Origin of the sequence: Natronogracilivirga saccharolytica, assembly GCF_017921895.1 — a bacterium.
Lineage (GTDB): Bacteria > Bacteroidota > Rhodothermia > Balneolales > Natronogracilivirgulaceae > Natronogracilivirga > Natronogracilivirga saccharolytica.
Genome location: NZ_JAFIDN010000008.1, coordinates 86,117 through 99,872, shown reverse-complemented (window position 1 = coordinate 99,872; position 13,756 = coordinate 86,117). Strand labels below are relative to the sequence as shown.

At 50.1% G+C, this 13,756-nt stretch carries 12 protein-coding genes; 4 read left to right on the top strand and 8 right to left on the bottom strand.

The window, feature by feature from the left end; translation table 11 throughout:
• Window positions 1-35 precede the first annotated feature (35 nt).
• The 7 genes from NATSA_RS10740 to NATSA_RS10710 all read right to left on the bottom strand — a co-directional run bounded on the left by NATSA_RS10740 (window position 36) and on the right by NATSA_RS10710 (window position 8,573).
• Window positions 36-881: a DUF4412 domain-containing protein gene (locus NATSA_RS10740; RefSeq protein WP_210512471.1), complete on the bottom strand. Its 846-nt coding sequence runs from the start codon at window positions 879-881 to the stop codon at window positions 36-38.
• Complete coding sequence (gene mnmA / locus NATSA_RS10735) at window positions 878-2,014, bottom strand: tRNA 2-thiouridine(34) synthase MnmA (protein ID WP_210512469.1); 1,137 nt, start codon at window positions 2,012-2,014, stop codon at window positions 878-880. The genes NATSA_RS10740 and mnmA overlap by 4 nt, the downstream gene beginning before the upstream one ends.
• 101 nt (window positions 2,015-2,115) lie before the next feature.
• Window positions 2,116-3,420 (bottom strand): threonine synthase, encoded by a 1,305-nt coding sequence (gene thrC, locus NATSA_RS10730; RefSeq protein WP_210512467.1) that lies wholly within the window; start codon window positions 3,418-3,420, stop codon window positions 2,116-2,118.
• Window positions 3,421-3,451: 31 nt separating this feature from the next.
• Window positions 3,452-4,426, bottom strand: coding sequence for a homoserine kinase (locus NATSA_RS10725; RefSeq protein WP_210512465.1), 975 nt, complete (start codon window positions 4,424-4,426; stop codon window positions 3,452-3,454).
• 36 nt (window positions 4,427-4,462) lie between these two features.
• Window positions 4,463-6,913 carry a bifunctional aspartate kinase/homoserine dehydrogenase I gene (gene thrA, locus NATSA_RS10720; RefSeq protein WP_210512464.1) on the bottom strand — a complete coding sequence of 817 codons (2,451 nt, stop codon included), beginning with the start codon at window positions 6,911-6,913 and terminating at the stop codon, window positions 4,463-4,465.
• Window positions 6,914-7,251: 338 nt separating this feature from the next.
• Window positions 7,252-7,755, bottom strand: coding sequence for an HNH endonuclease (locus NATSA_RS10715; protein ID WP_246481799.1), 504 nt, complete (start codon window positions 7,753-7,755; stop codon window positions 7,252-7,254).
• Window positions 7,752-8,573, bottom strand: a complete 822-nt coding sequence (locus NATSA_RS10710) for a C40 family peptidase (RefSeq protein WP_210512462.1) — start codon at window positions 8,571-8,573, stop codon at window positions 7,752-7,754. Before NATSA_RS10710 ends, NATSA_RS10715 begins: the two co-directional genes overlap by 4 nt.
• Before the next feature lie 170 nt (window positions 8,574-8,743).
• Here NATSA_RS10710 and NATSA_RS10705 point away from each other — a divergent pair, with 170 nt between their 5' ends.
• Both NATSA_RS10705 and NATSA_RS10700 read left to right on the top strand, forming a co-directional pair.
• Complete coding sequence (locus tag NATSA_RS10705; RefSeq protein WP_210512460.1) at window positions 8,744-10,051, top strand: Glu/Leu/Phe/Val family dehydrogenase; 1,308 nt, start codon at window positions 8,744-8,746, stop codon at window positions 10,049-10,051.
• A 32-nt stretch (window positions 10,052-10,083) separates the two neighbouring features.
• Window positions 10,084-10,488, top strand: a complete 405-nt coding sequence (locus NATSA_RS10700; RefSeq protein ID WP_210512458.1) for an ATP-binding protein — start codon at window positions 10,084-10,086, stop codon at window positions 10,486-10,488.
• An 82-nt stretch (window positions 10,489-10,570) separates the two neighbouring features.
• Here the strand turns inward: NATSA_RS10700 and prfA are convergent, their stop codons facing one another.
• Entirely contained in the window at window positions 10,571-11,644 is a 1,074-nt protein-coding gene (gene prfA / locus NATSA_RS10695; protein WP_210512457.1) for a peptide chain release factor 1, read from the bottom strand.
• Between the two features lie 128 nt (window positions 11,645-11,772).
• Here prfA and NATSA_RS10690 point away from each other — a divergent pair, with 128 nt between their 5' ends.
• Together NATSA_RS10690 and purE are read left to right on the top strand one after the other, a co-directional pair.
• On the top strand, window positions 11,773-13,026 hold the full coding sequence (locus NATSA_RS10690; protein ID WP_210512455.1) for a 5-(carboxyamino)imidazole ribonucleotide synthase: 1,254 nt from the start codon (window positions 11,773-11,775) through the stop codon (window positions 13,024-13,026).
• 212 nt (window positions 13,027-13,238) lie between these two features.
• Window positions 13,239-13,730 carry a 5-(carboxyamino)imidazole ribonucleotide mutase gene (purE, locus tag NATSA_RS10685; RefSeq protein ID WP_210512453.1) on the top strand — a complete coding sequence of 164 codons (492 nt, stop codon included), beginning with the start codon at window positions 13,239-13,241 and terminating at the stop codon, window positions 13,728-13,730.
• Window positions 13,731-13,756: the final 26 nt, after the last annotated feature.

Below are 13,756 nucleotides of genomic sequence, written 5' to 3'. Positions count from 1 at the left end.
TGTAAATCAATATTATTCAATGGGTGTCGATGTACCTACCGGTTTCTCATCCGGTCAAAAAGCATCTGCTGAAAGTTAATTTGCTTATACCCGTCAGGTATCTGAAAGCGGGTATGATCAATACTTTCGTGCTCAATATCCTCTATTTTTATCACTTCGGCAAGTTTGCCGCCATTCCAGAACTCTGCCTGCAGCGGCAGTTTTTTTTCCTCCAGCCATTCTTCGACTGGAAGGCCGGAAAACAGTGTTCTTCGGGTCAGCCAGTTTTCCGCCAGCAAACCCCAGGGGATCACCAGCTCATCGGTCACCCATATGTGCCATTCTGCCACACCTCCGTCGGGAATCAGTTTCCATTTTTTCACAGTATAGCCGTCAAGTTCTTTCTGCTCGCCGGTAGGTTCGAGCTTAATGTCATCGGCTTCACTGCGTGACTGATTGTTGTTTCCTCTCATGGAGTCCAGCATATTAATCATCTGCTGCAGTTCCTGCTTGTTCATGACCACGGCATTGCGGTCTGTTGTGAGAAATACGAAATCTTCCTGTTTTTGTCTTACAATGATGCCCGAAGCCTGTACATTGCCGAGCAGATCCACGGAGGAGCCATCAGACTGCTCCAGAAGGATGTAATCGGGATGAACGATCAGCGGTGTGCGCGATTTGATCTCCCGTTCTCCGGCGGCATCCACACTGTACCGGGCCAGGGTGACCTTGCCCTGGAAAGCGGCCTCGTCTGATGCCGACTCTGCCTGAGCCGGTTTCAGAAAAGAAAATGTGAACGCCCCGGTGACGATCAGGATCATAAGAAGGTTGAACATGCTGCCCCTTGCGGAAACGGGCAAACGGTTACCGGATAAAACAGGAGAAGTGGTGTTTTTTTTCATTGCGATTCAATTATGTCATTGAAAACAGGTTCGGTAGCCTTATGAATCCATCCGCCTGCCAGTACATCGTCACCTTCGTATGCAACAAGGGCCTGGCCGGGAGTGATGGCAGAACGCCCTTCCGGGAACCGTACAGTAATTTCATCTTCACCATTCTGCGTCAGAAAGCCGGGCTCCCCCCTGTCATTATATCGAATTGCGGCATTTACCGGCATTTCCTCTTCGGTGATGCGGTCATATTTTCCCATTACGACATTGCGGACAACAGCGGTGGTGTTTACAAGTTCGGATTCTTCTCCGACCGTAATGGTATTGGTTTCAGGATCAATATGAGTTACATACACTGGCTTTCCAAGCGCAAGATGCAACCCCCTCCTCTGCCCGATGGTATAAAATGGATATCCCTTGTGTTTGCCAAGTACATTGCCCCGGCGGTCCACAAACAATCCGCCGTCCACTTTTTCTTCAAGCCCGTCGACACGGTCCCGGAGAAACCGGCGGTAGTCGTTATCCGGCACAAAGCATATTTCGTACGAATCCTTTTTATTGGCTACGTTGAAAAGCTCAAACTCTTCAGCAAACCGGCGGATCTCACTTTTGTGATAACTTCCTAGCGGAAACCTTGTCCGGGCAAGATGTTTCTGGTCTACACCCCAGAGCGCATAGGACTGGTCTTTGTGCGCATCTTTTCCGCGGGATATGACATACTGCCCGTCCTGTTCGCGGACATTTGCGTAGTGTCCTGTGGCGATGAAGTCACAGTTCAGCTTGTCCGCGCGCTTTAGCAGGGCGGCCCATTTAATGTGGGTATTGCAAAGAACGCACGGGTTGGGGGTGCGCCCCTGCATATATTCATCGACGAACCGGTCGATCACCCAGTCTCCGAACTCATCTCTGATATCAACGATAAAGTGGTTGAATCCGAAGCGCATGGATACCTGGCGGGCATCGTTCATCGACTCAAGTGTACAGCAGCCGGTTTCTTTGTCTGAATTGCCTCCGCTTTGGGCATAATCCCATGTTTTCATGGTGATGCCGATCACTTCATAGCCCTGCTCTCTGAGCATAACGGCAGCAACCGAAGAATCAACTCCGCCGCTCATTGCCACCAGTACGCGTCCTTTTCTACTCATTTTAACAGAATTAAAAGCCGTTTAGAAAATTTTGTCCACTATATTACTAAAACTAAACGCATGTTATACGTGTTTAGTTTTATCTGCATAACAGAATGCAGTTAAACAACCCGGAGGATGGCATCCCGTACGGATTCGATCCCGGCCGAAACCGGGATGGATTTCTTGTCCCGATCAGCCAGGCGCTTCAGCTGCTCCGGCGTTTCCAGAGCGCCGGGCACAAATTTTTCGATCGATTCCGGGAATTTGGCCGGATGCGCCGTTGCAAGGACAAGCCCGGTCTCCCCCTCCTGCAGATACTCCCGGCAGCCAAGGTAGCCGACAGCCGTATGCGGATCCATCAGGTAACCGTGCTTTACCCAGATATCTACAATGGCTGACTGTGTCTGAAAATCATCGAACCACGCCCCTTTTATATCGCGCGACATGGCTTCATGGTCGTGGTTATACAGTGACTGCATTCGGTCGAAGTTGCTGGGGTTGCCGACATCCATGGCGTTGGACAGGGTGCGCATGGATGGTTTGGGGATAAATTCTCCTTCCTCAAGATAGTCCGGCACAACGTGGTTGCAATTTGTTGCGGCGACAAAACGGTCAACCGGAAGTCCCATCCTGTGTGCCATCAGTCCGGCTGTCAAATTGCCGAAATTGCCGCTTGGCACGGAACAGACTATCGGGTTGCCGGACCCTTTTTCCGCAATCAGAACGGATACGGCATGCATGTAATAAATCATCTGCGGCAAAAGCCGGGCAATATTGATAGAGTTTGCCGTGCTCAGCTGTTTCTGAGCCCTGATCTGATCATCACTGAAACAGGCTTTTACCAGGCGCTGGCAGTCATCAAAGGTGCCATTTACTTCAAGGGCTATAATATTATCCCCCAGTGTGGTGAATTGCTTTTCCTGAAGCGGACTAACCTGTCCACGGGGATAAAGGACGAATACTTCAACGCCGGGGGTCTTGTGAAAGCCGTGCGCCACGGCGGCACCGGTGTCACCCGATGTGGCGGTAACTATGGTCAGCTTTTCTCCCTCCTTTTCTGCTATGACGGAAAGAATGGCAGCCATGGTACGGGCGCCGAAATCCTTGAATGCCAGGGTCGGGCCATGGAACAGTTCCAGAATGTGGAATGTGTCGTCAAGTGAGACAACCGGGGCATCGAATGTGAAGGCACGATCTACGATCTCTTTCCTTTCTGCGTCAGAAAAATCGTCTTTCAGCAACGTGTCAAATACGTGCTGAGCCACCGAAGCGATGTCTTTCTTTCCCGCATCCACCCAGAATGTGTCGGGCAGCACCGGAAGAGAATCCGGCATGTAGAGCCCGCCATCCGGTGCCAGTCCCTGTTTTACGGCTGTCCTGAAGTCAGCAGTAACTTTATTATCGGAAGTGCTGTGTAGTCTCATGTAAAAGAAAAAAAATCAGATTTCCCGGCGGTCAGAGATCCGGCTGAACGGGATCTTCTTCCGGCTGAAGTACTCTGGGGCCTTTTTTGTTGACTGCTGAGACATATATGTCACTGTCGAGCTGCAACTCTGAAAAAGCCTCCTTCATGGCCGCGCCAACTTCATAAGCCTTGTCCATGGTTGTGCTCAGGGCAAAGACGGAGGGACCCGATCCGGAGATACTGCATCCCAGTGCTCCGGCCTCAATGGCGGCTCCCTTGACGTTGTCAAATCCGGGGATCAAAAGTGAGCGCACAGGTTCAAAGATGATGTCGTTCAGCGACCGGCTGATCAGATCAAAGTCGGATTTTGCCAGCCCTGCTATGAGTCCGGCAAGATTGCTCCACTGAATAACCGCATCCTGAAGCTTTATATGTTTTCTGAGTATTCTGCGGGAGTCTTCTGTACGCAGTTCAATATGCGGGTGCAATACGGTACAGCAAAGGTTTTCCGGATATTCTATTGAAACAACATCAAGCGGATCGTAACTGCGTATCAAGGCAAAGCCGCCGAGCAGTCCCGGGGCGACATTGTCTGCATGCGGCGATCCGCAGGCACTTGCTTCGGCTTTCATGGCAAACGGAAGCATCTCCCCTTTTTTCAGGGGCCGTCCCAGCAATTCGTTCGCAGCAAACAGAGCGGCAACAGAACTGGCTGCACTGGACCCGAGACCACTGCCGAGAGGCATTCGCTTGTGCAGTGACATTTCGATGCCGCGGGTTTCTTCAAGGTGTTCCAGCAAAGCCAGAACCGCCACACCGGCCGTATTTTTTTCCGGTTCAGTAGGCAAACGTCCGTTTTCACCGGTAATTTCACTTATCCGCACACCCGGTTCATCCTGCAGTACAGCTTCGACAATATCCCCTGGCTGATTTATAGCGAAGCCCAGAGAGTCGAAACCGCAGGCAACATTGGCCACCGTTGCCGGAGCAAAAACCCGTATTTTGTTGTCGAAATATTCAGTCATTCCGGATGCATGTAAAGATTCTGCTGCCAGGGTGATCTATTTGATCGTTTTCAGGATGTCGTTCAGCACGCCGTTTGCCGTCACGACCGGCCCGGCACCCGGTCCCTTTATAACGAGTGGTGTTTCCGAATAGGCATCCGTTGTTATGTTAAGCATATTTTCTGAACCTTCAAGTCCTGAGACCGGATGTCCGGAGTCCACAGCTTCCAGCCGGACCCGCGGTGTTCCATCGTCCAGAATGGCGAGATAGCGCAGCAGCTTCCCTTCCTTTTTAGCCTGATCAAGCCGTTGTTCAAAGGCTTCGTCATATACCTTAAGCTTTTCAAGAAACGTGTCCGGATCCATGTCGCCGCGCAACTCCTCCGGCACGAGATTTTCAACCTCAATGTCATCGAGTGAAAGAGCCTTGCCCTGAGTACGCGCAAGAATCAGCAGTTTCCGGGCAGCATCCATTCCATTCAGATCATCGCGCGGATCCGGTTCAGTGTATCCGTTTTCCCTTGCAACACGCACCAGCTCGCTGAATGGCTTGCTTCCGTCAAATTTGTTGAACAGATAGCTCAGGGTTCCGGAGAAAACACCCTCAATGCGGTGGATTTCATCTCCGCTTGCCACACGCTGCTTCACGGCCTCAACAAACGGCAGCCCTGCACCTACATTGGTTTCATACAGAAACTGTGTGTCGTTGTCTCTTGCGAGATCGGAGAGCCTCCGGTACTGTTCCCAGTCATTCGTGTTGGCTTTCTTGTTGGGAGTGACTACGGCAACTCCCTGTTTCAGAAAGGCATCATACCATTCAACGATGGCTTCATCAGCCGTTGCATCTACTATGATCGTATTGGGTGACTGATTTTTCTTCACGAATTCCAGCAGCGCACCGGGATCAGCCTGTTTCCGCGTGGAGGCCAGTTTTTTCTCCCATCCCCCCAGCTCAATTCCATCCTCATCCAGCAGCAGCTTCTTGCTGTTCATGATGCCGTTGACTCTGAGATCAAGGTGCCGGCTGGTGAGAAACCAGTCCTGTTTATCCCTGATATCGTTAAGCAGCTGGCCGCCGATAAGTCCCGCTCCGAATACATAGATATTGGCTGTTTTGCGGGGGCCGTAGAAAAAGGCATCATGAATGACACGCAGTGCCTTGGCTTTATCGCGCTGCTGTATGACAGCCGAAATGTTAAGCTCCGATGAGCCCTGGGCAATGGCCGATATGTTGATCCGGCTGCGGCCCAGAGCCTGAAATATCTTGCCTGCAATTCCGGGAGTATTGCGCATGTTTTCACCAACGACGGCAATGATGCTCAGATCCTTTTCAACTATGATATCGGCGACCTTCCTGATGGAAAGTTCATGGCGAAGCTCCTTTTCAAGCAGCTTTTTCGCCTTGGCGGCATCTTTCGGCATTACTGCCAGACACACAGAATGTTCGGATGAAGCCTGGGTAATGAGAATAATATTGATCCTGCCGGCTGCAAGTGCACCGAAAATTCTCTGGGCGACACCGGCCATTCCCACAAGTCCGCTCCCCTGAACACGGATCAGCGCGACATTATCAATGGAAGATATCCCCTTGATGATGTGCTCCTGCTTTGATTCCATCTTCCCGATCACGGTACCGGGGAAAGACGGATTCATGGTATTTTTGATGCGGATGGGTATCTCCCGGCTCATGGCCGGTTCAATTGTCGGTGGATGGATGACTTTCGCACCGAAATGGGAAAGCTCCATGGCCTCTTCATATGAGAGGACATCCATCGTGAAAGCCTCTTTGACCACGCGCGGATCCGATGTGAGCACACCGTCAACATCGGTCCAGATCTGCAGTTCTTCTGCTTCAAGAGCAGCGGCAAAAATGGATGCGGTGTAGTCGGACCCACCTCTTCCGAGTGTGGTGGTAACACCGGTTTCGGTAGCGGCAATAAATCCGGTGATCACCTGCAGCCGGTTATCCCGGTTTTTGTAATGATTGCGGATATTTTGAAGAGTGGCATCCATGTCCACCTCGGCATTTCCGAACTGATCATCGGTTACAATGACGGTCCGGGCATCCAGATAATCACAGTCGATTCCGTGATGGCGAAAAACCAGATGGATGATGTAATTGGATAGCTGCTCACCAAAGCTGGTAATAAAATCCATGCTGCGCGGAGTAAGCTCTTTTACCAGATACACTCCCTGCAGGATGTCTTCCAGGTCATTGAGCAGAAATTTCACCCCGGCAATAGCCTGACTCTGCTGGGATGAAGGAAGCATTTTGCGGATGGCATCGATATGCCGGCCTTCCATACTGCCCAGGTCGGTAGTGTAGCTGTCGTCACCTGCCCCGGCCCGCTCGGCCATTGATATAAGCTGATCGGTCACTCCCTGGAAAGCAGAGAAAACCACTCCCCCGCACTGCTGTTTCCCGACAGCATCTGGAAACCAGGATGCTATTTCCTGAATACGTTCCGGTGTACCAACCGAAGATCCGCCAAATTTAAATACTTGCATTTTCACTGAAATTATAATTCACTATGACTTATATCCATCCGGAAATACAATCAGCGGGCATGCCGTGATTTCTTTTACAGGATGGATGACACTCTGTTACTTTGTTTAAAACAAAACATGCGACCCGTCCCCCCATGATCCTGCTGCAAAACCGGCTCTAAAGGTATGAGTCCTGCGGGAAGCCCGTACAGTCCTTGTCATTCCGGTGCCCGTCAGAACATTACCCGTCGCCAAATCCACATATTTCAGAACATGATACGGGTCAGCATTTGAGCAGAGAAGTTACAAATATTTAGCTCAAAATTCGCATGCTTTCCGGAGCATCCGGCATTTCCCTGTTAATAGTATAAATACGGTTTCCAACTTTCGTGGACATTACCGTAAAAATCTCTGAGATAAATGATGTGATTAGGCCGGAACGGTTTCGACCGCAGCTTCATGCCGGCCTCACGGGGGGTCCGGTTGCCTTTTCTGTGATTGCACGTGGTACATGCGGAAACCAGATTTTCCCAGGAATCGTCACCGCCCCGGCTTCTGGGGATGACGTGATCTATGGTAAGCCTGTCACGCACCCCGCAATACATGCACGTGTGGCTGTCGCGCTTCAAAATATTTTTTCGCGACATGACAATGTTTTTGTATGGAATCCGGGCATATTTTCTGAGACGGATAACGGTAGGATAGTCAAACTCATCCCGGATGGTCCGGATTTTTTTTCTGGGATGGTCATGCAGCATTTCCGCCTTTTCCATCAGCAACAGCACCATCGACTTCTTTACATTGCAGATGCTGAGCGGCTGATAGTCCTGATTCAGAACCAGAACATTTCCGTTGAGTATCATTGTTTTAGGTTGTCATTAAGTGAATGAGCCTGGAACGGCCGGATGATTCCGACAAGGCCTTCTGACAGCGACTCATTAAACTGAAAACGTTCATCAGACCTGAAGTCGGTATTAATTTGATCAATGCGGACCTGGCCTGATGCGTGCAGAAGCAATCCTTCTCCAAGATAAAAACCGATATGTGTAACCGGACGATCCTGGTATTTAAAAAAAATGATGTCACCCGGATCCGCTTCGTTTAAAAAAACACCCTTTCTGTGCCCGGCCTCATACTGATCTGAACTGTCACGCGGAACAGTGATGTCATGAAGCATGTGAGCTGTCTGGATGAAACCGGAGCAGTCTATTCCGTTGTCTGTCCGGCCACCCCACAAATAGGATACACCCAAAAATCCCATTGCTGTTTCAATGACCGTTTTGCCGGCAAGGGTATCCGGTTCCGACTGAAAACGGAATTCATCGCCAAACCATTCTATCCCGTTTTCAGTGAGTGGAACATAAGCACCGGCCGGCACCTGTACATATCGGTGCGACGGTCGTACAGCCAGAGTACTGTGAAAGGGAAAACGCTTGCGTGCAGGGTGTTGGGTCCATTCCTCGAATTCTGATGATGTCAAACTGGTTATCTGATTGCTGCTCACCCATCCTTCGTAACCATCAAAATCAGCAACCACCCGGGTCCACACCTCATCCCCGGAGACGATGCGCATCGTTTCTCCAAGAAGGAGCTGATTGACCATCTCAGAGGTCTCTGAAGGAGTGTTGCGAACCGGAACAACCCCAATCCGGGCTACCCCATGGCGGTTGGATTCATTCATAGGATCTGAACTTATATTTCGGCATAATATCGAAAAGCCTTGTTTTTGATGCAACGTCACTTGAAAAGTTATATAACGAATGTCACTTTTTTTTCTTTCTCTTTCAGTTGCACTTGGTATATTTCAGGAATACCTGAAGTGAGAGAGTCAATCAAATATCCCTGGATTACATGACTAAAAAAGAAGAAAGCTACAGCTCACCGTACTACAAGGAACCGGGTCCTGCACTGGATAAAGAATCACCTTTTGAGTCAATGATGGAGCGGTTCCGGTTTGCCGCCAGAATACTCGATCTTGATGAGGGAATGTTTCAGTATCTTTCGAACCCGGTAAAAACCGTTATTGTTTCCATACCGATTATCATGGATAACGGAGAAGTCAGGGTTTTTGAGGGGTATCGTGTCATACATGACAATGTTCTGGGACCGTCAAAGGGCGGCATCCGTTTTACGCCCGGTGTGACTCTTGAAGAAGTCAAGGCACTTGCGGCATGGATGACATGGAAGTGTGCCGTCGTCAATGTTCCTTTCGGGGGCGCAAAGGGGGGCGTCAAATGCAACCCGAAACATCTGTCCGGCCGGGAGCTTGAGCAAATCACAAGAAGGTACACAGCGGAAATGATAGAAGTTATCGGACCCGACCGGGATATCCCCGCACCCGACATGAATACCAATGAGCAGATTATGGCCTGGATGATGGACACCTACAGCATGCATGCCCGCAGAACGGAAAATGCGGTGGTGACCGGCAAACCGGTAATCCTGGGTGGATCAAAAGGGCGAAAAGAAGCAACCGGCCGCGGAGTCGTGACAGTTACGCTTGCTGCTCTTAACAAGCTGAGTATCATGCCCAACAAGTGCCGGGCAGTTATTCAGGGTTTCGGGAATGTCGGCTCCGTGACAGCGCGGCTTCTCTATGAGCGAGGCACCTGTATTACAGGTATCAGCGATATTTCAGGCGGTTACTACAATGCCGATGGAATAGACATCGATTATGCCCTGAAGTATGTGCAGAACAATAAAGGTACCCTCGATGGATTTGACGGGGCCGACCGGATCTCGAACAAGGAGCTGCTCGAGCTGCCATGTGATGTGCTGATACCTGCCGCTCTTCAGGATCAGATAAACAAGGACAATGCGCGCAAAATAAAGGCCAGGGCTATTGTGGAAGGCGCGAACGGACCGGTTACGGCAAATGCCGACGCCATGCTTGATGATATGGGCATTCTTATTATTCCGGACATACTTGCCAATGCCGGGGGTGTAACCGTCTCCTACTTCGAATGGGTTCAGGACCGGCACGGATATTTCTGGACCGAAGATCGCGTAAACCGGCGGCTGAACAGGATGATGGGTGATGCATTCCAGCTCCTTTATGATGTAAAACAGAAGTACAATATTACCTTGCGGCAGGCCGCATATGTTCATGCCATCGAAAAAGTTTCAAAAACATTGAAGATCCGGGGTATTTACGCTTAATTGGCAATTATTCGTTGCACAGTAACAACAGAATGACGGACAAAAAGTATTCTATTCAACTGGCATCCGATCCCGGAGAAATGGATCGGCTGGCTGAATTTGTCAACGAAATTGCTGTCGCTTCCGGAGCTGACGAAGATAAAAAGCACAATCTGCATCTTGCACTGAATGAAGCAGTAACCAATGCGATACTGCATGGGAACAAACAGGATCCGGCCAAGGTAGTGCGAGTCACGGCAGTGATAAGCAGACAGGACGTAACCGTGACAGTGACTGATCAGGGTGACGGTTTTGACCCGGACGCCATTCCGGATCCCAGAAAAAAAGAGAACCTGATGAAAACCGGTGGCAGAGGTGTCTGGCTGCTGTCTGAATTTGCTGATGAAGTGAATTACAACAAAAAAGGAAACAGTGTGGAACTGCGTTTTCTTCTCTGATAAATCGCTCTATTCTATAGAGTCTTTTCGTATTGTTTTTTGTCAGAGCTTTTAATGATGCAAACCCGACTGTTCTCAATCTTCAGGATACCTGTTCCATCCGTTCCAGGTTGTCCTGGATACGCAGAGCTTTGATCACCTCGCCGAGATTTCCTTTCATGATGGCATCCAGATTGTAAAGCGTAAGCCCGATTCTGTGATCCGTCAGACGGCCTTGCGGGAAATTATAGGTCCGTATTTTGGCACTGCGGTCACCGGTTGACACCTGTGATTTTCTTGCTTCGGCCCGTTCCGAGTGTGTTTTTTTAAGTTCGTGTTCATAGAGTTTGGAACGCAGCATCGCCATGGCCTTCTCCCGGTTTTTATGCTGAGAGCGCTCCTGCTGGCAGGTCACCACCACGCCGGACGGAACATGCCGGATACGGACAGCCGAATCCGTAGTGTTAACATGCTGCCCGCCGGCTCCGCTCGCCCGGTACGCTTCAAATTCAAGATCCGCCGGATTGATTTTAACATCAACTTCTTCGGCCTCCGGAAGTACGGCGACCGTTGCTGCCGAGGTGTGAACCCGCCCCTGGGATTCCGTCTCCGGAACCCGCTGCACCCTGTGGACTCCGCTTTCATACTTCATCTCGGCAAACACATCCTGTCCGGTCAGCTTGAAAACAATATCTTTATATCCGCCCTTTTCCGATTCATGAAGGTCCATCAGCTCAATTTTCCATTTGCGCTCATCAGCATAGCGGCGGTACATCTCGAACAGGTCCCCGGCGAATATTGCAGCTTCATCACCGCCGGTTCCGGCCCTGATTTCCATTATGGCATTTTTGGAGTCCTCGGGATCTTTCGGGATCAGATCCATCCGGATCTTCTCCTCCAGTGACTCCAGCTCCTGCTTCAGCTCCTTTAGTTCCATCCGAGCCATTTCCGTCAGTTCCGGATCCTCATTCTGGGCGATTACCTCTTCGTTACCACGAATCTGGTTTTTCAGATTCTTCCATTTTTCAAAATCTTCAACCAGAGATTTCAGAGAACTGTGTTCCTTGGTGACCTCGGTAAGCTTTTCAGGCTGATCGTATATACCCGGGTCACTCAACGCCACTGCAAGTTCTTCGTAGCGGGATTTCAGCTGCTCCAGTTTTTTTTCAATATCCATGATGTCTCTGTAATCCTCTGTTTTCTTTCCTAACGCGGGAAATAATCAAATGATTCTTTTGTGCCGGTTTTACTGTATTTTTCGGCCGGAGCAAAATAGGCAATTTCCAAGCATTATTCTTCATTCGCATGAACAGCAGCAACCATATTGAAATATCGGCAAATACCACAATCGGATTTCTTGGTGCAGGACAGCTTGCCAGGATGTCGGCAGCCGAGGTCTTCCGGATGGGTATGAAAGTGTCAGCTTACCCCGGAACTGCATCCCGCAGCAGCACCGGCGGCTCGGGCAGAATTACTGACCCAACTGATTCCGATGAATCAGACAACAAATCTGAAAATACCGGCAATTTCCAGCCTCTGGAGTGGATGACGCCGCTGAGGACGCCCGGTGCATTTGATGACCGGGATGCGCTCATCCGCTTTGCACGTCAATGCACTATTGTAACCCTGGAAAATGAGTTCCTTGACGGATCCTTGCTGGCTGATGTGGAACAGGCCTCGGGCACCCCTATTTACCCGTCCCCGAAAACATTTTCACTTCTTGAGTCCAAATGGATTGAGAAAGAGACGTTCAGTAAGGCCGGAATTCCGGTAACGCCCTACAGGAAAGTAACCTGCCGGGATGATCTGAAAGAAGCAGGCAATGCATTCGGGTACCCATGGGTTCTGAAATCATCAAAAGGCGGATATGACGGATACGGAAACGTAACTATCCGTTCCGAAGATCAGGCTGTTTCTGCATTCCAGTCACTTGGCGGTGATGATAACCGCGAGCTTATAGCCGAAGCATTTATTCCTTTCAGAAAAGAGCTTGCCGTACAGGTGGCGCGCAATCATCACGGAACCGCCGTTTACCCCTGCTGTGAAACCATACAGCAGGGACACATCTGTAAAACGGTCATTGCTCCCGCCGATATTGACCCGGGAATCCGTGATGAAGCCTGCCGGATTTCCGTTGATGCTGTTGAAGCGATTGACGGAAGGGGTTTGTTTGCCTTCGAGTTTTTTCTTTCGGATGATGGCAGGCTGCTGCTCAACGAATCGGCGCCCAGGCCCCACAATTCGGGACACTACAGCATTGAAGGATGTGTTACGTCCCAGTTCGAAAATCACATCCGGGCTGTTATGGGCTTGCCGCTGGGTTCAACCGAAATGCGCAGGCCGGTGGCCGTGATGGAGAATCTGCTGGGTTTTGCCGATGCACCGGCTGTTGTTGAAAACTCCAGTGATCTTTTCAAGAGCCCAGATGCCCATTTGCACATCTACGGCAAACGTGACAGCAAAAAAGGCCGCAAAATGGGCCATATAACCCTGCTTGGAGAGCAGCATAAGCAAACCCTATCTGCAGTTTCAGATCTTGCGCAACAAATCAGAATTTAAACTGAAATATTTGGAATACCCGTGACCGGTCCGGCGTCCGGACACACACAGGCGAGTCAAAAAAAATGCAATGTCATTTCATCTGTTTAGTTTTTCAGATTCATATGGTCAGATGTAATTCCATGACCATGTTTATCATGAGCCTGTGTGACTCTGCGACAGCCCGGTCATGTTCATTTCATCTGTCATTATAAACCGAAATTCCCAGACGCATGAAAGAAAAAAACTTCCGGATTGGTATTATTATGGGCAGCGATTCTGACTGGCCTGTCATGAAGGCAGCTGCTGAAATTTGCGGGCAGTTTGATGCGGATATCGAGAAAAAGGTCGTTTCAGCGCATCGTACTCCGGATCTTATGGCAGAGTATGCCCGCACTGCCAGGGAAAGAGGCATTGGAGTTATCATAGCAGGTGCAGGTGGTGCCGCACATCTGCCGGGTATGGTTGCTGCACACACCACATTGCCGGTTATTGGTGTTCCGGTATCCACGCGTCATCTCAAGGGAATGGACAGCCTGCTTTCCATAGTCCAGATGCCCCGGGGAGTTCCCGTTGCCACGGTAGCCATCGACAATGCCATGAATGCCGGACTCCTGGCGCTGCAAATTCTCTCACTTCAGGATCAGAAACTGGCAGAACATCTGTCTGCATGGCGCAAGGAACAGCAAGAGGCTTCGGTCAAAAAAAGCGATCTGCTTCAGTAAGGCTTAAATGACAGAAATACCTTCTG